The organism is Ornithinimicrobium murale, from assembly GCF_003352835.1.
Taxonomy (GTDB): domain Bacteria; phylum Actinomycetota; class Actinomycetes; order Actinomycetales; family Dermatophilaceae; genus Ornithinicoccus; species Ornithinicoccus muralis.
In genome coordinates, this window is sequence record NZ_QLVD01000015.1 from 17765 (window position 1) to 37236 (window position 19472).

A 19472-nucleotide genomic window follows, 5' to 3' on the forward strand; every position below is an offset into this window, starting at 1 on the left:
CCCGTCCATGACCAGGACCAGGTGGGCCGACCTGGTCGGGCTCCTCGCGCGCCTCGCCCTCGGCGGGGTGCTGGTGACCGCCGGGGGGCTCAAGGTCGATGATCCGACCGGGGCCATCCAGTCGGTGGTCGCCTACCGGCTGTTCGACTACCAGGTGGCCGAGATGATCGGCCTGATGCTGCCGGTCGTGGAACTCGCCCTGGGCATCCTGCTGGTCCTGGGCCTGCTCACCCGATGGAGCGCAGTGGCCGGCACGCTGCTGATGCTGGTGTTCATCGCCGGCATCGCCTCCGCATGGGCCCGCGGCCTGAGCATCGACTGCGGCTGCTTTGGCGCCGGCGGGCCGGTCGCACCCTCGGATACCAGTTACCTCACGGAGATCCTGCGCGACGTCGGCCTGGCCGTCGCCGGGCTCTGGCTCGTCGTGCGACCCCGGTCGCTGCTGGCCCTCGACGCGATCATCTTCGCTGCCCCTCGGCATACCATCCACCCCGTCACGAAAGGCTCCTGATGCCCCGTCCGCCCGCTCACGTCCCGCCACCCCCGCAGAGTGGCCCGCCCGTCGCCCTGGTCGCGGGCGTGCTGGCCGTCGCTGTGGCGATCGCCGCGGTCGTGGTCTATCTGGTGATGCGACCGGACCCGGTGGACCCGGGGGCGGGCGAGGACGGCGCGGCCATCACGGGGGTCGGCAGCTCACCCAACGCGCTGCCGAACGCCGGGGGCATTCGAGTGGGCGACGCCGGCGACGCGCCGCAGGTGCACATCTACCAGGACTACCAGTGCCCGTGGTGTGGGCTGCTGGAGGAGGTGTCCGGGCCGGCGTTCACCGAGGCGGCCCTCTCCGGTGACATCCAGCTGACCTACACCCTGATGACCTTCCTGGACGGCAACCTGGACACAGACCACTCGGTGCGCGCCGCCAACGCCGCCCTGTGCGCCGACGACCAGGGGGCCTTCGTGGAGTTCAACGCGGCCGTGTTCGCCGGCCAGCCCGACGAGGAGGGCCAGGGCTGGACCGACGAGCAGCTGGTCGGCTTCGCCGAGGACTCCGGCGTGGAGGACCTCGAGACGTTCACCGCGTGCCTCGCCGAGGGCACCCACACCGACTACGTCCGCGACATGCAGACCCGGTCCAACCAGGACGGCGTCTCCGGCAGCCCGCGCGTCTTCATCGACGGCACCGAGCTGGACAACGACCAGATGGCGACCTTGCTGGAGGACCCCAACTCCTTCCCCGCGATCCTCGAGGAGGTCGCGGGCTGAGCCCGGTTCCGCCCACCGATTCAGCCCACCGCGGACCGACGCCGGGTCCGAGAGCCGGCCCCTCGGCATACACATAGGCTGGGGCCATGCGCCGAGCCAAGATTGTCTGCACGCTGGGACCCGCCACCGAGAGCTACGAGGAGATCCGGGCCCTCGTCGGCGCCGGCATGGACGTGGCCCGGATGAATATGTCCCACGGCAACCACGAGGACCACGACCGCCGCTACCACCTGGTGCGCCAGGCCGGTGACGAGATGAAGCACGCCGTCGCGGTGCTGGCCGACCTGCAGGGGCCCAAGATCCGCACCGGCACCTTCGCCGGTGGCCCGGTCGAGCTGGCGCCGGGGGAGACCTTCACCATCACGGTGCGGGACGTCCCGGGTGACCAGCACGTCGTCGGCACCACCTATGAGGGGCTGGCCGGCGACGTGCAGGTCGGTGACGACCTGCTCATCGACGACGGCAAGATCCAGCTCAAGGTCACCGAGGTCACCGACACCGACGTGGTGACCACCGTGGTGATCGGGGGGCAGGTCTCCGACAACAAGGGCATCAACCTGCCGGGAACGGCGGTCTCGGTCCCGGCCATGAGCGAGAAGGACGTCGAGGATCTGCGGTGGGCCCTGCGCACCCGGGTCGATGTCATCGCACTGTCCTTCGTCCGCAGCGGGAAGGACATCGAGGATGTCCACCGGATCATGGACGAGGAGGGCGTGCGGCTGCCCGTCATCGCCAAGATCGAGAAGCCGCAGGCGGTCGAGAACCTCAGCGACATCATCGCGGCGTTCGACGGCATCATGGTGGCCCGGGGTGACCTGGGCGTCGAGCTGCCGCTGGAGGAGGTCCCGCTGGTCCAGAAGCGTGCCATCGAGGTGGCCCGCCGCAACGCCAAGCCGGTGATCGTGGCCACCCAGGTGCTGGAGTCGATGATCACCAACCCCCGACCGACGCGCGCCGAGGCCAGCGACTGTGCCAACGCGGTGCTGGACGGGGCCGACGCCATCATGCTGTCCGGTGAGACCAGCGTGGGGGCGTGGCCGATCAAGGCGGTGGAGACGATGGCCACGATCATCGAGAACACCGAGGAGCACGGCATGGAGCGGATCCGTCCGCTCGGCACGAAGCCCCGGACCACCGGTGGTGCCGTGACCAAGGCTGCGGCGGAGATCGCCGAGCTGCTCGACATCCGATTCATGGTCACCTTCACCCAGACCGGTGACTCTGCCCGGAGGATGGCCCGACTGCGCAACGCCACCCCCGTCCTGGCCTTCACGCCGGTGCCGGCCACCCGCTCCCAGCTCGCCCTGACCTGGGGCGTGGAGACCTTCCTCAGCGAGACGGTCGAGCACACCGACGAGATGGTGATGCAGGTCGATGAGCTGCTCCTGGAGCAGAACCGCTGCTCCGAGGGCGAGATGATCGTCATCGTCGCCGGCTCGCCACCCGGCACCCCCGGCTCCACCAACGCCCTGCGTCTGCACCGGGTCGGGGACGCTGTCCACGGTCGGGCACCGGCCTACGAACGGTTGCTCAACCGCTAACGGTGAGCCCTTGAGCGGGACGCCTGTGCCTGCTCACCCTGGGCCGCAGGACCGGTATGCTGTCCCGGTCACCTTGCCGGGGTGGTGGAATGGCAGACACGGAGCACTCAAAATGCTCTGCTCGAAAGGGCGTGCGGGTTCGAGTCCCGCTCCCGGCACCAGCACGGCGGCCCACCCATCGTGAGATAACTCTCGGTCCCCGGTGTGCTGCACTCGGTCCGGTCTCAGCAAACTCTCAAGGACCACAGGTTATTCTGCAAGGGTGACCACCTCAGAGCGCCCCGTCCCGCGCCCGCCGAAGCAGTCGGATCCGGACTCGACCTCACCTGCCGAGCAGGCTGAGACCACCGAGCCGGCCGAGGCGAGCGCCGTCCGCATCCTGGTGGCTGAGGACGAGGCGCTGATCCGCCTCGATCTGGCCGAGATGCTCGAGGAGGCTGGCTACGACGTCGTGGGACAGGCCGCCGACGGCGAGCAGGCGCTCGAGCAGGCACGCGAGCTCCGCCCGGATCTCGTGGTGATGGACGTCAAGATGCCTCGGATGGATGGCATCAGCGCGGCCGAGATCCTGGGCAAGGAGGGCATCGCCCCCGTCGTCATGCTGACGGCCTTCAGCGACCGTGCTCTCGTCGAGCGGGCTCGCGATGCTGGTGTGATGGCCTATGTTGTCAAGCCGTTCACGGCCAACGACGTGCTCCCGGCGATCGACATCGCCCGCTCCCGCTGGCAGGAGCGGCAGGCCCTAGAGGCCGAGGTGGCCGACCTGGCCGAGCGGTTCGAGACCCGCAAGCGGCTGGACCGGGCCAAGGGCCTGCTGCAGCAGCAGCTCAAGTTGTCCGAGGCCGAGTCCTTCCGCTGGATCCAGAAGGCTGCCATGGACCGCCGCCTGTCGATGCGCGAGGTCGCCGATGCGGTGATCTCCGGGATGCCGGCCAAGTAGCAGGACCCCATTCGCTCGGTCGCTCTGTGGGCCGGGCGCCCATGCGCTCGGTCGGTTCGTGGACCGGGCGCCCGCGCGCTCGGTCGGTCTGTGGGCCGGGCGCCCATGCGCTCGGTCGGTCTAGGTGAGGGCGCCGACCAGGTAGGTCAGGACGGGCGCCACCGCCAGGGCCGGCAGCAGGTCGCCCACCGGGATGTCCCGGATCCGCAGCAGTCGCAGCGCGATGCCGATCAGCAGCAGCCCACCGACCACGGTGAGGGCCGCGATGTGCGCATCTGGCACGAGGGAGCCCAGCAGCACCCCGACAATGGTCAGCGCGCCCTGCACCACGAGCACCGAGACCGCGGAGAAGGCGACCCCCAGGCCGAAGGATGAGGCGAACGCCAGCGCGGCGAAACCGTCCAGCACGGACTTCAGGGCCAGCTCCTCGATGCCGCGTCCGAGCCCGTCGTTGAGGGAGCCCAGGATCGTCAACGGACCCACGCAGAACAGCAGTGAGGCGGTCAACCAGCCCTCGATGAACCGCTCGCGCGCCGAGGCGTGCCCGGGGACGTCACCGGCCTCCTCGGTCGAGTCCAGGGCCGCCACGGACGGGCTGCGTCGGGCGACGAACGCCTGGATGGTGCCGGCCAGGGCCTCCACGCGTGCCTCGATGCGCAGCAGCGACCCGAGGATGCCACCGATCAGCATTGCTCCCAGGACGATCATCACGGGGGCGCCCGCGCCCACATGCTCCACGAGTGCGGGCGATGAGATCTCCAGCAGCGACACCACGGCCATCAGCACGACGACCAGACCCAGACAGTCGGTGACCACCGAGCGGGTGTGCTCGGAGAGCCGGTGACCGAACACCATACCGAGCACCGACCCGACCAGGATGGTCAGGACGTTGAGGGCCGTGCCGGCGCCGGGGAAGAGGTCCACGAGGGGGAGCGTATGCCGAGGCGAACCGACCCGGGGAGTCGGGGGCTCACCGGATGGTTGGGTGTGCTTCGGGGCGGCTCAGCCGCCCGGCGGCCGGTCGCGCAACTGGCAGGTCAGACGGGCAGAGGCACACCGTTGTCCCGAGTCGTCGGTGATCACGATCTCGTAGGCGGCGACCGAGCGTCCGCGGCTCAGGGGAGTGGCGACCCCGGTGACGAAGCCGCCGCGCACGGCGCGGTGGTGGGTGATGTTGAGGTCGACGCCGACGGCGATGCGGCCCGCTCCGGCGTGATGGGCCGCGCCGACCGAGCCCAGGGTCTCGGCGAGCACCGCTGAGGCCCCGCCATGCAGCAGACCGTAGGGCTGGGTGTTGCCAGCAACCGGCATCCGGCCGACGGTGCGCTCGGCACCGGCCTCGGTGATCTCGATCTCCATCCGGTCCAGCAGCGTGGCGGCCCCCACGTCGGGGCGAGTGGTGTCGGTCATGGCACCTAGAGTGTCATGCGTGAGTCGACTGCTGCTGCTTGATGGACATTCGCTGGCCTACCGTGCCTTCTTCGCGCTCCCGGTGGAGAACTTCTCCACCAGCACCGGGCAGAGCACCAACGGGGTCTTCGGGTTCACCTCGATGCTGATCAACGTGATGCGCGACGAGGCGCCGACGCACGTCGCCGTCGCCTTCGACGTCTCGCGGCAGACCTTCCGCAGTGAGGAGTATGCCGACTACAAGGCCGGCAGGTCGGTGACCCCTTCGGAGTTCAAGGGACAGATCCCGATCATCCGCGAGGTGCTGGACGCGCTGCGGATCCCGCACCTGGAGCTCGACGGATTCGAGGCAGACGACATCCTCGCCACCCTGACGACGCGGGCACGGGAGCAGGGGATGGAGGTCCTCATCTGCTCCGGTGACCGGGACACCTACCAGCTGGTGGGGGACCGGGTGACCGTGCTCTACCCACGCAAGGGTGTCTCGGACCTGGTGCGGATGACTCCGGTCGCCGTCGAGGAGAAGTACGGCGTCGGACCGGACCGCTACTCCGACCTGGCCGCCCTGGTGGGGGAGTCCTCGGACAACCTCCCCGGGATCCCGGGCGTGGGTCCCAAGACCGCAGCCAAGTGGATCAACCTCTACGGCGACCTCACCGGGGTCGTGACCAACGCCGACCTGATCAAGGGCAAGGCGGGGGAGGCACTGCGAGAGCACCTGGACGGTGTCCTGCGCAACCGGCGGCTCAACCAGCTCGTGGGTGATCTCGAACTCCCGCTGGGGCTGGAGGACCTGGAGCGGCGGGTGTGGGACCGCGAGGAGATCCACACCGTCTTCGACCGGCTGGAGTTCCGGGTCCTGCGGGACCGGCTCTTTGAGTATCTCGACCCGGTGGAGGACGAGGCCGACGAGGGCATCGAGGTGGAGGGTGGCCGCATCGAGCCCGCGGCGCTGCCTGCGTGGCTGGCCGAGCACGCCCCGGCCGGCACCCGCACCGGAGTGCATGTCACCGGCACGTGGGCCCGGGGCCTGGGCGACGCGACGAGCCTGACCCTGGCAACGCCTGGTGCGGCCGGACACCTCACCCTGAGTGACCTGGACGAGACCGCAGAGAGCGCGCTGGCCACCTGGCTGGCCGACTCCACCGTGCCCAAGGTGCTGCACGACGCCAAGGGCCCGCTCCACGCCCTACAATCTCGCGGGCTGCCCCTGGCCGGACTGGTCAGTGACACAGCCCTGGCCGCCTACCTGGTGCGCCCGGACCAGCGCACCTACGACCTGGCTGACCTGGTGCTGCGTTATCTGAAGCGGGAACTGCGGGCCGAGGCGAGCGCACCGGACCAGGGCCTGCTGGAGCTGGATCTGGGCGAGGACGATGCCTCCGTGCAGTCCGCCCTCGTGCACGCCCGGGCGGTCCTGGACCTGGCGGAGGTCCTGGACGGCGAGATCTCCGAGGTCCAGGGCGCGGCGTTGCTGCGGGACATCGAGCTGCCCCTCGTCGGGGTCCTGGGCCGGATGGAGCAGGTCGGCATCGCCGTGGACCTGGAGGCCCTGGAACGGCTCGAGGGTGAGTTTGGCGACGCCATGATGCAGGCCCAGCAGGACGCCTGGGACGCGATCGGCGACGACTCGGTCAACCTGGGTTCACCCAAGCAGCTGCAGACGGTGCTGTTCGACAAGCTCGCACTGCCCAAGACCCGGCGCACCAAGACCGGCTACACCACCGATGCCGACGCGCTGGCCGGGCTCTACGCCCAGACCGAGCACCCGTTCCTGGAGGCCCTGCTGCGGCACCGCGACAAGACCCGGCTCCGGGTCACCGCCGAGGGTCTGCTCAGGTCCGTGGCCGACGACGGCCGCATCCACACCACCTACCAACAGACCATCGCCGCGACCGGACGGCTCAGCTCCACCGACCCCAACCTGCAAAACATCCCGATCCGCACCGAAGAGGGGCGGCGCATCCGCGAGGCCTTCGTCGTCGGATCCGGCTACGACGAGTTGCTGTCCGCGGACTACAGCCAGATCGAGATGCGCATCATGGCGCACCTCTCCCGCGACGAGGGCCTGATCGAGGCCTTCCGGACGGGGGAGGACCTGCACCGGTTCGTCGGGTCCCGGGTCTTCGACGTCGAGCCTGCCGACGTGACCCTCGAGATGAGGGCCAAGGTCAAGGCCATGAGCTACGGCCTGGCCTACGGGTTGTCCGCCTTCGGCCTGTCCAAGCAGCTGGGCATCTCGCGCGAGGAGGCGAGCGGCCTGATGGAGGAGTACTTCGCGCGCTTCGGTGGGGTGCGGGACTACCTGCAGGACGTGGTGGCAGAGGCGCGGGGGACGGGCTTCACCGAGACCATGCTGGGGCGGCGCCGCTATCTGCCCGACCTCACCTCCGACAACCGTCAGCGACGGGAGATGGCCGAGCGGATGGCGCTCAACGCCCCCATCCAGGGGTCGGCGGCCGACATCATCAAGGTCGCCATGCTCCGGGTCGAGGAGGCGCTCTCGCGGGAGGGCCTGGCCTCGCGGATGCTCCTCCAGGTCCACGATGAGCTGGTCCTGGAGGTCCCGACGGCCGAGAAGACCGTGGTCGAGGACCTCGTCCGGCGTGAGATGGGCGCCGCGGTCGAGCTGGACGTCCCGTTGGATGTGAGCCTCGGCTGGGGCCGCACCTGGCACGACGCGGCCCACTGACTCCGCACCTGGCACGACGCGGCCCACTGACTCCGCGGAGGCGCCGCGAATCCACCACTGCCAGGTCACACTTCGGACACGTCTGGCCCGATGTGATTCGCGGGAGGGCAGACATGTGATTAACTCCCGACCAGCGATCCGAAGGAGGACCCGTGCGCGCCCGCGTGACATCCCTGTTCGCGGCGCTGCTCCTGGCTGTGATGCTGGCTCCAGGTGCGGCTGCCGTGGGCGCAATCTCCAGCCCACCGGCGACAGCCGTGGGCAGCATCGCGGTGTCCCAGGGGGACAGCGCCGAGACCACCAGCCCAGCCGACGGAGCCGAGAGCACAGCCGAGCCCGGAGAGTCCGAGGAGGCCGCTGAGACGCTGCGCGGCAGCATCCGCGGTCCGGACCGCGAGCCCGTGCCCGGTCTGACCATCACGGTGACCCAGGACGGCACCGAGGTCGGCACCGGCACCACGAACGACAACGGCCAGTGGGAGGTGCCGCTGCCCGGGCCGGGGACCTACTCCGCCTCCCTGGACCCGGCCGAGCTCCCCGAGGGCGTGGCGCCCAAGGAGGAGGGCGGTGAGGAGGTCACCGGTGTGATCGTCCGCCCCGGCGCCAACCAGGGCGTGATCTTCCAGCTCGCTGCGACCGGTGACGGCGAGGAGGGGAGCGCACCGGCAGCCGGTGGCATCACCTTCCTGGACCGGTTCCTCCAGCTCACGGTCGAGGGCATCAAGTTCGGCGCGATCATCGCCATCACCGCCGTCGGGCTGTCCCTCGTCTTTGGCACCACGCGACTGATCAACTTCGCCCACGGTGAGTTCGTGACCTTCGGCGCGGTCATGGGGTACTTCCTGTCGGTGAGTCCCGTGAACCTGCCCCTGATCGTGGCCGCCGTCCTGGCGATGCTCCTGACGGCTCTGCTGGCCGGCGTCATGGACCTTACGGTTTTCCGACCGATGCGACGCAAGAGCGCCGGGATGATCCAGCAGTTCATCGTCGCCATCGGCCTGGCCCTGGTGATCCGGCACGTGTTGCTGGTCTTCTTCGGCTCCCGGCGCCGGGGCTATGACGAGTACAACCTGCAGACCGCCCTGGACTTCGGACTCTTCCGGATCACCCCACGCGACCTGGTCGTGACCATCCTGGCCTTTGTCATCATGGGCCTGGTCGCCTTCATGCTCCAGCGCACCAGGATCGGCAAGGCCATGCGGGCCGTGAATGACAACGAGGACCTGGCGTCAGCCTCCGGCATCAACGTGCAGCGTGTGGTGCTGACCGTCTGGGTCGTGGGCGGTGCCCTCGCCGGCATCGGCGGCGTCATGTTCGGCCTGACCCAGACGGTCTACACCAATATGGGCTTCCAGCTGTTGCTGCTGATGTTCGCGGCGGTGATCCTCGGCGGTCTCGGCAACGCCTACGGCGCCATGCTGGGCGCCCTGGTGATCGGCCTGGTCTCGCAGTACTCCACGCTGTGGTTCCCCTCGTCCCTGCAGAACATGTGGGCGCTGCTGGTCATGATCCTCGTCCTGCTGTTCCGCCCACAAGGCATCCTCGGCCGCCGCGAGCGAGTGGGCTGAGGGGAGAGAGACCATGGATCTGCTCAGTATTCTCAGCAACTCCTTCCGCGGTGCCCTCGGACCGGAGGCAGCCATCTACGCGCTGGCCGCGGTCGGACTCAACATGCACTTCGGCTACACCGGCCTGCTCAACTTCGGTCAGGTCGGCTTCATGCTCGTGGGCGCCTACGGCACCGCGGTGCCGGTGGTGGCCTGGGGTCTCCCACTGTGGGTCGGCATCCTCATCGGCATCGCCTGTGCGATCGTCCTGGCCCTCCTCCTCGGTGTGCCGACCCTGCGGTTGCGAGGGGACTACCTCGCGATCGCGACGATCGCCGCGGCGGAGGTACTTCGCTACATCTATCGGTCCGAGTGGGCCGAACCGCTGACCGGCGGCGTCTTCGGCATCACCCAGTTCGCCAACGACTTCTACGACCTCAACCCCTACAGCAGTCGACTGGACCTGGGGTGGCTGAGCTTCTCACCGACGGCGTTATGGGTGATGACGGTCGGCTGGGGAGCGACGTTCCTGGCCTGCGGCCTGGTCGCCCTGCTGATCCACTCGCCATGGGGTCGGGTCCTGCGATCCGTCCGGGAGGACGAGCAGGCGGCCCGCAGCCTCGGCAAGAACATCTTCAGCTACAAGATGCAGAGCCTGATCATCGGCGGTGTGCTCGGTGCACTGGCCGGCTCGCTGATGGCGATCAACACCCAGGCCCTCACACCCGATGTCTTCATGCCGATCCTGACCTTCTATCTCTGGACCATCATGATCCTGGGTGGGGCCAGTCGGATCATGGGTCCAGTCGTCGGTGCGATCGTCTTCTGGTTCCTCCTGACCTTCCTCGACTCATTCCTCCGCCAGATCATCGGGGACGGGTTGATCGGGCTGGAGAGCAGTGATGTGGGAGCGATCCGGTTCGCGGCGGTCGGCCTCGGCCTGATGCTGCTGATGATGTTCCGCCCAGCGGGTCTGCTGGGCAACCAGAAGGAGTTGCGCCTCGATGTCCGGTGACCAGGAGCGGCACGAGCTCGAGCCCGATGTGCTGGCCGAGCGCGCCGAGCTCGTCGATGCAGAGCATGACCTGGGAGAGCAGGAGCTCTCCGTCGGGGCCCGCCGTGCGGCGGAGGCCCTCACCGGAGTCGCGCCGGAGCCGGGCGTGGCCAAGCCCGATGCGATCCTGGTCGCGGACGGGGTGGTGCGCCAATTCGGGGGCCTCACCGCCGTCGACGTGGAGCACCTCGAGGTGCAGCGGGGCACGATCACGGCGCTGATCGGCCCCAACGGGGCGGGCAAGTCCACCTTCTTCAACCTGGTCAGTGGCTTTGACAGCCCGACCCGCGGGAAATGGTCCTTCAACGGCACCGACATCACCCAGCTCGCGGCGCACAAGATCGCGCGGCGCGGCATGGTGCGCACCTTCCAGCTGACCAAGGCGCTGATGCGTCTGACGACCCTGGAGAACGTCATGCTCGGCGCCACCGGCCAGGGCGGTGAGAGTCTGTGGCGGGCCCCGCTGCGGTTCCTGTGGCGCGCGCAGGAGCGGGACAACGTCACGCGTGCCGAGGAGCTGTTGGAGCGGTTCAACCTGACCCACATGCGCGATGAGTTCGCCGGCACTATGTCCGGCGGGCAGCGCAAGCTGCTCGAGATGGCCAGGGCGCTCATGGTCCAGCCCGACCTGGTGATGCTGGATGAGCCGATGGCCGGCGTCAACCCGGCCCTGACCCAGTCGCTGCTCGGGCACATCCAGGCACTCCGGGACGAGGGCGTCACGATCGTGCTCGTCGAGCACGATATGGACGTGATCATGTCGATCAGCGACTGGGTGATCTGCTTCGCCGAGGGCCGGGTCATTGCCGAGGGGCGACCGGATGACATCCGGCGCGACCGAGCCGTGATCGATGCCTATCTGGGCGCCCGCCGCAGCCTGAAGGAGGACCCGCAGTGAGCACCGGCACAGAGAACAACGCCCCAGAGAAGAACGGCCCAGAGAACAACGGCCCAGAGAACAACGGCCCAGACGCTGGGAGCACCGACGCCACGAGCCCTCACGGCACGGGCCCTCATGGCACGAGCCCTCATGGGACGAGCACCGGCACCACGGAGCCGCTGCTGTCGTGCACGGACCTGGTGTCCGGCTATATCCCCGAGGTCGACATCCTCACCGGCTGCAGCGTCCACGTCGACCGCGGCGAACTGGTCGGCATCATCGGGCCCAACGGCGCGGGCAAGTCGACCCTGATCAAGACCCTCTTCGGGTTGGTCCCGGTCCGGTCGGGGGTCGTCACGCTGCACCACGAGGACATCACCTCCGCCCCGGCCCACCGGCTGGTGGCCTCGGGCGTGGGCTATGTCCCGCAGAACAACAACGTCTTCCCGTCCCTCACTGTCGAGGAGAACCTCGAGATGGGGATGTTCGTGCGGCCCAAGGACTTCGCGGAGCGCTTCGCCCGCGTGAGCGAACTCTTTGAGCTGCTGGCCGACCGCCGGCGCCAGAAGGCCGGCTCGCTGTCCGGCGGTGAGCGTCAGGTGGTCGCGATGGGCCGCGCCCTGATGACCGACCCCAAGGTGCTCTTCCTGGACGAGCCGTCGGCCGGGCTCTCCCCCCTGATGCAGGACAGCGTCTTCGAGGCGGTCAACACCATCAACGACTCCGGTGTCTCGATCCTGATGGTCGAGCAGAACGCCCGGCAGTGCCTGGACATCTCCGACCGGGCCTACGTGCTCGACCAGGGCAAGGACGCCTACACCGGCACCGGGGAGGAGCTCGCGACCGACCCCAAGGTCATCGAGCTGTATCTCGGCACGCTCGCGCACATCGACGAGCAGTAGAACCAGCAGCACGACGACCGCCGGCCCGGCCCCCTGAGGGGGACCGGGCCGGCGCTGTTATGTGCGGTGGAGCTCCCGCGGTAGGTCAGCCCTCCGGGTTGGACTCGACAGTCTCGAGCGACTCGAACTCGCCGGCGTCGTTGAAGCCGTAGACCTCGATGGTGGCCTTGCCCGGCTCACCCACATCGGTGAAGTCCAGCGGACCACTGGCGCCGTTGTAGTCGATGTCCTCGCCCTCCTCGAGCAGACCCTTGCACTCCTCGTAGGAGGTGCAGGCCGTGCCCTCGATGGTCACGTCGTTCACGGCCTCAGCGACGTCCGCCGGGTCTGCCGACTGGGCAGCCTCCGCGGCCAGCGCGATCGTCACCGCACAGTCATAAACCTGCGGGGCGAACTGGGTGTTGTCACCCAGCGCCGGGTCGAACTCTCCCAGCGACGTCATGAAGTCATCGCTCGCCGCGGAGGCGGGAGCCGTGCCCTTCATGCCGGCCAGGATGGCCGGGTTGCCCTCGTCAACCAGGCTGCCCAACTCGGGGTTGCGCATACCGTCCGCACCGTAGAAGCCATAGTCGGCCGGGGTGATGCCCTGCTCGATCAGGCCCTGGATGATCTGCACGGACTCCTCGAAGCCGACGATGACCACGGCGTCGGGGTTGGCCGAGACGACCGCCTGGACGGTGCCGTCATACTGCTGGGCGACCGGGTCGTAGGTCTCGTTGACCGACACCGTGGCGCCCTGGTTCTCCAGCGCCTCGGCCGTGGCGTTGGCCAGGCCGCGACCGTAGTCGTCGGCGCGGGCCACGATGGCCACGTTGCTCCAGCCGTCGTTGACGATGGTGTTGGCCAGCACCGGCCCCTGGAGCGCGTCCGAGGGAGCGGTGCGGAAGTAGAAGCCGCCGTCGTCATAGTCGGTGAAGGTCGGAGCAGTGTTGGAGCCCGAGCACTGCAGGACGCCGGCACCGGTGATCCGGTCGATGACATCCAGCGAACGGCCGGAGGCTGCGGCACCGACGATGGCCGTCGGGTTCTCGGCGAGGACCCGGTCGGCCGAGGCCTGCACGACGGTGGCCTGGTCGCCCTCGTCACCGCCGATGGCCGCCGGGACCTCGGACCCGAGCACGCCGCCCGCGGCGTTGATGTCCTCGATCGCCATGTTCAGGGCGCTGATCTGGGGCGGGCCCAGGTAGGCGAGGGCGCCGGTCTCGGGGAAGAGATAGCCGAACTTGAACTCCCCGGCCTCACCACCGGTCCCGGGCGCGTCGGTCTCCATGGAGCCGTCGTCGGTGCCGGTCTCGGTGTCCGTGTCCTCGGTCTCGTCCTCGGACTCGGAACCGGTGTCCTCGGTTTCCTCGGCTGCTGGTGCGTCGTCCTCCGGCTCGTCCTCGCCGTTGCCGCCGCACGCGGTCAGCAGGGCGACGGCCGACAGGACGGCTGCCGCCTTGAAGTGTGTCCTTCTACGCATCGGTTCCCTCTCGACGTGTGGCCCGCGTCACGGGCCGGTGATGGCGCCACACTAATGGTGGAAGGGCCTGCTGTGGGGTTCTGTGACCGTACTGTGACCCGCGATCTTCTCCCGTGCCCGACCGCCCAACACGGCCACCTACTGTTTGCGGCACACAAAGATCGCGGTGCCCGGGACCAGTTCGCCCCGCAACCGGCTCCAGCCACCCCACTCATGGTCGGCCTGGTCCGGCCATTCCGGCTCCACGACGTCGAGGAGGGTGAGCCCAGCGCCCACGATCTCGCGGACCCGGTCACCCAGGGTGCGATGGTGCTCGGTGTAGGTGGCGCGTCCCTGCGCGTCCTGCTCGACATAGGGTCGACGGTCGAAGTAGGAGGAACGCACCGTCAGCCCCGCCTCGCCCGGCACATCCGGCAGGGCCCACCGGATCGGGTGGGTGACCGAGAAGACCAGGCGACCGCCTGGCCGCAGCACCCGGGACACCTCGCGGAGCACCTCCGCGGAGTCGGCGACGAACGGCAGCGCCCCGTAGGCCGAGAAGACGACGTCGAAGGCGTCGCCAGCAAAGGGCAGCCGGGCGGCGTCGCACTGGATGTATGCCGAGGGGCCGGGTGCGCCGGCTCCCTCGCCGAGGCGACGGGCAGCATCCACGTGACGCCCCTGGGCCAGCATGCCGGCAGAGATATCGGTGGCGACCGCGCGGGCCCCCTGACCGGCGCACCAGCGACTGCCCTGGGCCGCGCCCGCGCCGAACTCCAGGACGTCGCGCCCCGTGAGATCGCCCAGCAGCCGCAGGTCGGTCTCGTAGACTCCCTCCGGTCCCCACATGAGGGCGGCGTCGCCCAGGACCGTGCGGTGCTCGGCGTAGTAGGAGCTCGCCTCGCCGTCCCACCAGGACCGGTTCGCGGCCGCGCTCTCTGGCTGGCCCACGGACCTCCGCGCCACGGTCTCCGCCGGCCCCACGGCATACGGCGACTCCGGTGGGGGATCTGCGGGACAGGCAGGGGGGGTCGTGCTCATGGGCGCAGTCTGCCGGATTGACCCCCGGTGGCGCGCACGGGTAAGGTGGGTCTGCGCGTCGCGTGCATTCGCGCGTGCCCCAGCACAATATCTGTCCATCTCGGACGGGTCGCCGTCATGGCGCGGCCCCGTCCACACTGCTTGTCCACACTACGGAGCCCCTACTACATGACTGCAACTGCGCCTGAGAAGGCCATCTCCCAGATCGCGATCAACGACATCGGGTCTGAGGAAGAACTCCTCGCAGCGATCGACGCCACGATCAAGAACTTCAACGACGGCGACATCGTCGAGGGTGTCATCGTCAAGGTCGACCGCGACGAGGTCCTGCTCGACATCGGCTACAAGACCGAGGGCGTCATCCCGTCCCGCGAGCTGGCCATCAAGCACGACGTCGACCCTTCCGAGGTTGTCAACGTCGGCGACGAGGTCGAGGCCCTAGTCCTCCAGAAGGAGGACAAGGAAGGCCGCCTGATCCTGTCCAAGAAGCGTGCGCAGTACGAGCGCGCCTGGGGCTCCATCGAGCAGGTCAAGGAAGAGGACGGCGTTGTCACCGGCACCGTTATCGAGGTCGTCAAGGGCGGCCTCATCCTGGACATCGGCCTGCGCGGCTTCCTCCCCGCCTCCCTCGTCGAGATGCGGCGCGTCCGCGACCTGCAGCCCTATGTCGGCCAGCAGATCGAGGCCAAGATCATCGAGCTGGACAAGAACCGCAACAACGTGGTCCTGTCCCGCCGCGCGTGGCTGGAGCAGACCCAGTCCGAGGTCCGCACCACCTTCCTCAAGGAGCTGGCCAAGGGGCAGGTCCGCTCCGGTGTCGTCAGCAGCATCGTCAACTTCGGTGCGTTCGTCGACCTGGGTGGCGGCGTGGACGGCCTGGTGCACGTCTCCGAGCTGTCCTGGAAGCACATCGACAACCCGGGTGAGGTCGTCGAGGTCGGCGACGAGGTTACCGTCGAGGTCCTGGACGTCGACATGGACCGCGAGCGTGTCTCCCTGTCGCTGAAGGCGACCCAGGAGGACCCGTGGCAGCACTTCGCCCGCACCCATGCCATCGGCCAGGTCGTGCCCGGCAAGGTCACCAAGCTGGTGCCCTTCGGCGCGTTCGTGCGTGTCGAGGACGGCATCGAGGGTCTGGTCCACATCTCCGAGCTGGCCGAGCGCCACGTGGAGCTGCCGGAGCAGGTCGTCACCGTGGGCTCCGACATCTTCGTCAAGGTCATCGACATCGACCTGGAGCGTCGTCGCATCTCGCTGTCGCTGAAGCAGGCCAACGAGGCCGTCGCGGCCGAGTTCGACCCGACCCTCTACGGCATGGCAGCCGAGTACGACGAGGAGGGGAACTACAAGTACCCCGAGGGCTTCGACGCCGAGGCGCAGGAGTGGATGGAGGGCTTCGAGGCCCAGCGCGAGAAGTGGGAGAAGGAGTACGCCGACGCCCACGAGCGCTACGAGGCGCACAAGGCGCAGGTCGAGGCCGCTTCGGAGGCCGAGGAGAGCGCCGGGGAGTCCGCGGACACCGCGACCACCTACTCCTCGGGCAGCAGCTCGAGCAGCAGCTCTGAGTCCTCTTCCTCCACCGCCTCATCCTCTGCCGCTCCGTCGGCCCCGGTCGAGGCCCAGGGCACCCTGGCCTCCGACGAGGCTCTCGCCGCACTGCGCGAGAAGCTCACTGGCAACTGATTCACGGCTCCGGTCTGACGGTTGACGTCAGGACGGAGTTTGCCGAACGGCCCGGTTCCCTTCGTGGGAGCCGGGCCGTCGTGTGTTGACATGCTCTTCGTGGCGAATGTGCGCTTCCAGACCGAGGCATTGACGCATCTCGGCTTCTCCCCTAGCGTGCTTCACATCACAGTCGAACATCTTGGGGAGAATCATGAAGACACGATTGATGGGTGGGCTCTGTGCAGCCTTGCTCATAGCTACCCTGTTCCCTGGAGCGGCCCAGGCCGACTCGCGTAGCGGGTCTGTGGTCAACTGCCCGTCAGGATTGCAGGTCAGCGCCTACAGCCGGGCAGATGGTGCGACCTCGCAGAGGCACACGTACTACTCGACCGGCGGCGGGAGCGCCACATACTGGCGGGGGTCTTACATCCACGCATCAGAAAGCCCGTATCAGGGGGCTTCGAACCTGTGGGAAGCCAACGCCACGATCAACGTGTGGAGCAACAGCTGCCTGTGAGGCGGGCCTCAGGGCGCTGGTGTACGAAGTTCGCCACAGCCATCCTGTTCGTCGGGTCACTCGTGGCATGCGCGGGGCCAGCGCAAGAGGCGAAACGTGAGAGCGACATGGTGACGGGCTCTACCCCGACCGGCAATAGCCACAAGTCGCCACCGAGTGAGGTGGTAGGGGGCCTTCCGCCCGGTGTGCCCGCGACGTACTACGCGGACATGGCGGAATGGGCAGAGATCATCAACTTGGACGACCCACCGTCCGTGGAACCGGTTCGTGCCGTCGGCAAGGACGAGATCGACCAGGTCATGGTCGATTGCCTGGTCGAGTTTGGGGTCGACGCACGGTTGGAGCCTAGTGGTGGCTTCAGCGTCCACTCAAGTGACCGGGAGCAGGGCGAGGCGAACGAGCGCCTCGAGTTCATCTGTATGGGTAGATACCCGCTCCATGAGCGTTACCAGCAGTCGTTTGCCTCCGAACAACTAGAGGTCTACTACGAGTGGATGGTGGAGGAGACCATCCCGTGCATGCAGTCTTTGGGCTATCCCACGCCGACACCTCCCTCGAAGGAGACGTTTGTAGCAGCCTACGAGGCCCGGGGCGAGTTGTTCTTCCCGGACACGGAGTTGGATCCGTCCACCATGGCCGGCGATATGGTCACGATTATGGAGCAGTGCGAAGTCATGCCACCCGACGAGGAGCTCTACGGGTAGCGCTGGCGTTCCAGGCGGGGCCCTCGATCGGGCCCAGCCCGGTCCATCGGCGTGTCGCGCACGGTGCCGGCTTCGTTGCGGGCGTCCTGCGCCATGGCACGCACGTCGCAGCGCGGACCCTGCACAGAGAGTCCGGTCCCGTAATCAGCCGCGACCGAGCAGGGTGCCGCCGTTGACCTGCAGGATCTGTCCGGTGGTCCAGGCCGCACCCGGGGAGGCGAGATAGGCCACGGCCGCGGCCACCTCATCCGGCGTGCCGGGTCGCCCCATCGGGATGGATGCCAGTCGCTTGCTGCGGACGGTGGGATCGGCCGCGATGCGCTCCTCCCAGAACGGGGTGCCCGGCACGAAGCCGGGGGCCACGGCATTGACCGTGATGCCGTCGGGCGCCACCTGCTGGGCGAGTGAGAGGACCCAGGCGTTGATGGCGGCCTTCGCCGCGCCATAGGAGCCCGACCCGCGCAGGGCCGCAATGGAGCTCATCGCGATGATCCGCCCGCCGGGTCGGCGGATATGGTCCAGCAGAGCCTGCGTCAGCAACACCGCGGAGAGAACGTTGGCGTCGAAGTCGGCTCGCCAACCTGCCGCCATCGGCGCCAGATCCTCACCGGCACTCACCCCCACATTGCCCCCCGCGTTGCAGACCAGCACATCGACGGCCGGGCCCCGGTGCAGGATCCCGGACAGCCGCTCCACCTCCTCGGGCACGGTCAGGTCGCAGGCCAGCGGGCTGATCTGGACCCCGTCAGGGGCCTGCGTGGCCAGCTCCCGGGCTGCGTCGCGGAGCACCTGCTCGCGGCGGCCGACGATGATGACCTGCGAAGCCTGGGGGAGCAGCGCGGACGCGATGGCCCGGCCGATGCCGGTGCCTCCGCCGGTGACGATGATGCGGGATCCCATGGCGAGAGTCTGCCGCACGGTGGATACGCTGGCCAGATGGCCCTCGAGACACCCTCAGCTGATGCAGAGTCCGGCCACCGGCTGCGGGTCGGCCTGAGCGGCGGCATCGGCTCCGGGAAGTCCACCGTCGCGCAGACCCTGGCCGACCACGGTGCGGTCGTCATCGATGCCGACCGGCTCGCCCGGGAGGTCGTCGAGCCAGGCACCCCCGGACTGGAGGCCATCGCCAGGAGGTTTGGATCCGGCATCCTCACCGCTGACGGGTCGCTGGACCGGCCTGCCCTCGGTCAGGTGGTCTTCGGCGACCCCGCCGCGCGCCGGGACCTGGAGCAGATCACCCACCCGCGGATCGCCGAGCGGACCCGTGAGCTCATCGAGGCAGCTCCACCCAGCAGCATCGTGGTGCACGATGTGCCGCTGCTGGTCGAGGTCGGCTACGCACCGCGCTATCACCTGGTGGTCATCGTCGGCGCCTCCCGGCAGACGCGGCTCGATCGGCTGGTCACCCACCGCGGCATGGATCGTGCCGACGCCGAGCAGCGGGTCGACGCCCAGGCGAGCGACGCGGACCGGCGGGCCGTCGCGGACGTCTGGCTGGACAACGAGGGGAGCGTGGCCGAACTGCGCTCCGCGACCCAGGAGCTGTATGCCGAGCGCCTGGCACCGTTCCTGGCCAACCTGGTGCGAGGGGTAGGGCTGGAGACGCACGAGGTCCCGGGTCCGGTGGAGATGGGGCGGTTGACGGGCCGTCTCGCGCACGTGCTGGGCGAGGACCTGGACGGCCCCCTCGACCTCGATCCGGGGACCGACAGCCTGCTCGTGCCGTTGGCTGCCGGCGTTCCGGCCGAGACGGTGCGTGAGCGCCTGGCCCGGGCCGGTTTCCCTGCCGTGGGAAGGGGCCGACACGCCTCGGCCGATCCGGGGAGGCGGGTCGTCCTGACGCTTCGGGAACACCCTGTCGGTGGCGACGGTTAG

Annotated in this window: 17 protein-coding genes and 1 tRNA gene; 13 read left to right on the forward strand and 5 right to left on the reverse strand. The window is 68.8% G+C overall.

Annotated features, from left to right (window positions below):
* Positions 1 to 7 precede the first annotated feature (7 nt).
* The 5 genes from DPQ65_RS05110 (at position 8) to DPQ65_RS05130 (ending at position 3744) form a co-directional block, all read left to right on the forward strand.
* Positions 8 to 511 (forward strand): MauE/DoxX family redox-associated membrane protein, encoded by a 504-nt coding sequence (locus DPQ65_RS05110; protein ID WP_114906309.1) that lies wholly within the window; start codon positions 8 to 10, stop codon positions 509 to 511.
* The gene (locus DPQ65_RS05115; protein ID WP_114906310.1) at positions 511 to 1263 is read left to right on the forward strand and encodes a DsbA family protein; all 753 of its coding nucleotides are present in this window, start codon (positions 511 to 513) and stop codon (positions 1261 to 1263) included. Before DPQ65_RS05110 ends, DPQ65_RS05115 begins: the two co-directional genes overlap by 1 nt.
* 86 nt (positions 1264 to 1349) lie before the next feature.
* Positions 1350 to 2804, forward strand: coding sequence for a pyruvate kinase (pyk, locus tag DPQ65_RS05120; RefSeq protein WP_114906311.1), 1455 nt, complete (start codon positions 1350 to 1352; stop codon positions 2802 to 2804).
* Between the two features lie 75 nt (positions 2805 to 2879).
* Positions 2880 to 2965, forward strand: a tRNA-Leu gene (locus DPQ65_RS05125).
* A gap of 101 nt (positions 2966 to 3066) precedes the next feature.
* On the forward strand, positions 3067 to 3744 hold the full coding sequence (locus tag DPQ65_RS05130) for an ANTAR domain-containing response regulator (protein ID WP_114906312.1): 678 nt from the start codon (positions 3067 to 3069) through the stop codon (positions 3742 to 3744).
* A 120-nt stretch (positions 3745 to 3864) separates the two neighbouring features.
* Here DPQ65_RS05130 and DPQ65_RS05135 read toward each other — a convergent pair whose 3' ends face one another.
* Entirely contained in the window at positions 3865 to 4668 is an 804-nt protein-coding gene (locus tag DPQ65_RS05135) for a DUF554 domain-containing protein (protein ID WP_114906313.1), read from the reverse strand.
* Positions 4669 to 4746: 78 nt separating this feature from the next.
* Entirely contained in the window at positions 4747 to 5154 is a 408-nt protein-coding gene (locus DPQ65_RS05140) for a PaaI family thioesterase (RefSeq protein ID WP_114906314.1), read from the reverse strand.
* Between the two features lie 19 nt (positions 5155 to 5173).
* Here DPQ65_RS05140 and polA point away from each other — a divergent pair, with 19 nt between their 5' ends.
* The 5 genes from polA (at position 5174) to DPQ65_RS05165 (ending at position 12229) form a co-directional block, all read left to right on the forward strand.
* Complete coding sequence (polA, locus tag DPQ65_RS05145; protein ID WP_202863018.1) at positions 5174 to 7846, forward strand: DNA polymerase I; 2673 nt, start codon at positions 5174 to 5176, stop codon at positions 7844 to 7846.
* Positions 7847 to 7998: 152 nt separating this feature from the next.
* Positions 7999 to 9414 (forward strand): branched-chain amino acid ABC transporter permease, encoded by a 1416-nt coding sequence (locus DPQ65_RS05150; protein ID WP_238146694.1) that lies wholly within the window; start codon positions 7999 to 8001, stop codon positions 9412 to 9414.
* A gap of 13 nt (positions 9415 to 9427) precedes the next feature.
* Positions 9428 to 10408, forward strand: coding sequence for a branched-chain amino acid ABC transporter permease (locus DPQ65_RS05155; RefSeq protein WP_114906316.1), 981 nt, complete (start codon positions 9428 to 9430; stop codon positions 10406 to 10408).
* Positions 10398 to 11345 (forward strand): ABC transporter ATP-binding protein, encoded by a 948-nt coding sequence (locus DPQ65_RS05160; RefSeq protein WP_114906317.1) that lies wholly within the window; start codon positions 10398 to 10400, stop codon positions 11343 to 11345. The genes DPQ65_RS05155 and DPQ65_RS05160 overlap by 11 nt, the downstream gene beginning before the upstream one ends.
* Before the next feature lie 161 nt (positions 11346 to 11506).
* Positions 11507 to 12229 (forward strand): ABC transporter ATP-binding protein, encoded by a 723-nt coding sequence (locus tag DPQ65_RS05165; protein ID WP_114906458.1) that lies wholly within the window; start codon positions 11507 to 11509, stop codon positions 12227 to 12229.
* An 85-nt stretch (positions 12230 to 12314) separates the two neighbouring features.
* On the opposite strand, the gene DPQ65_RS05170 is transcribed toward DPQ65_RS05165, so the two are convergent.
* The gene (locus tag DPQ65_RS05170) at positions 12315 to 13691 is read right to left on the reverse strand and encodes an ABC transporter substrate-binding protein (protein WP_114906318.1); all 1377 of its coding nucleotides are present in this window, start codon (positions 13689 to 13691) and stop codon (positions 12315 to 12317) included.
* 138 nt (positions 13692 to 13829) lie between these two features.
* The gene (locus DPQ65_RS05175) at positions 13830 to 14711 is read right to left on the reverse strand and encodes a class I SAM-dependent methyltransferase (RefSeq protein ID WP_114906319.1); all 882 of its coding nucleotides are present in this window, start codon (positions 14709 to 14711) and stop codon (positions 13830 to 13832) included.
* Between the two features lie 168 nt (positions 14712 to 14879).
* Here DPQ65_RS05175 and rpsA point away from each other — a divergent pair, with 168 nt between their 5' ends.
* Together rpsA and DPQ65_RS05185 are read left to right on the forward strand one after the other, a co-directional pair.
* Positions 14880 to 16394, forward strand: coding sequence for a 30S ribosomal protein S1 (rpsA, locus tag DPQ65_RS05180; RefSeq protein ID WP_114906320.1), 1515 nt, complete (start codon positions 14880 to 14882; stop codon positions 16392 to 16394).
* 477 nt (positions 16395 to 16871) lie between these two features.
* Positions 16872 to 17597 (forward strand): hypothetical protein, encoded by a 726-nt coding sequence (locus DPQ65_RS05185; protein ID WP_162802022.1) that lies wholly within the window; start codon positions 16872 to 16874, stop codon positions 17595 to 17597.
* A 144-nt stretch (positions 17598 to 17741) separates the two neighbouring features.
* Here the strand turns inward: DPQ65_RS05185 and DPQ65_RS05190 are convergent, their stop codons facing one another.
* On the reverse strand, positions 17742 to 18497 hold the full coding sequence (locus DPQ65_RS05190; RefSeq protein ID WP_114906459.1) for an SDR family NAD(P)-dependent oxidoreductase: 756 nt from the start codon (positions 18495 to 18497) through the stop codon (positions 17742 to 17744).
* A gap of 36 nt (positions 18498 to 18533) precedes the next feature.
* On the opposite strand from DPQ65_RS05190, the gene coaE reads away from it, so the two are divergent.
* A complete protein-coding gene (gene coaE, locus DPQ65_RS05195; protein WP_114906322.1) occupies positions 18534 to 19472 on the forward strand; it encodes a dephospho-CoA kinase in 939 nt (312 codons plus the stop codon).

Excerpts from the sequence above, each read along its gene's own strand:
- DPQ65_RS05110 (WP_114906309.1), top strand. The coding sequence starts at position 8 with ATGACCAGGACCAGGTGGGCCGACCTGGTCGGGCTCCTCGCGCGCCTC.
- DPQ65_RS05115 (WP_114906310.1), top strand. The coding sequence starts at position 511 with ATGCCCCGTCCGCCCGCTCACGTCCCGCCACCCCCGCAGAGTGGCCCG.
- pyk (WP_114906311.1), top strand. The coding sequence starts at position 1,350 with ATGCGCCGAGCCAAGATTGTCTGCACGCTGGGACCCGCCACCGAGAGC.
- DPQ65_RS05140 (WP_114906314.1), bottom strand. The coding sequence starts at position 5,154 with ATGACCGACACCACTCGCCCCGACGTGGGGGCCGCCACGCTGCTGGAC.
- DPQ65_RS05155 (WP_114906316.1), top strand. The coding sequence starts at position 9,428 with ATGGATCTGCTCAGTATTCTCAGCAACTCCTTCCGCGGTGCCCTCGGA.
- DPQ65_RS05160 (WP_114906317.1), top strand. The coding sequence starts at position 10,398 with ATGTCCGGTGACCAGGAGCGGCACGAGCTCGAGCCCGATGTGCTGGCC.
- DPQ65_RS05170 (WP_114906318.1), bottom strand. The coding sequence starts at position 13,691 with ATGCGTAGAAGGACACACTTCAAGGCGGCAGCCGTCCTGTCGGCCGTC.
- DPQ65_RS05175 (WP_114906319.1), bottom strand. The coding sequence starts at position 14,711 with ATGAGCACGACCCCCCCTGCCTGTCCCGCAGATCCCCCACCGGAGTCG.
- rpsA (WP_114906320.1), top strand. The coding sequence starts at position 14,880 with ATGACTGCAACTGCGCCTGAGAAGGCCATCTCCCAGATCGCGATCAAC.
- DPQ65_RS05190 (WP_114906459.1), bottom strand. The coding sequence starts at position 18,497 with ATGGGATCCCGCATCATCGTCACCGGCGGAGGCACCGGCATCGGCCGG.
- coaE (WP_114906322.1), top strand. The coding sequence starts at position 18,534 with ATGGCCCTCGAGACACCCTCAGCTGATGCAGAGTCCGGCCACCGGCTG.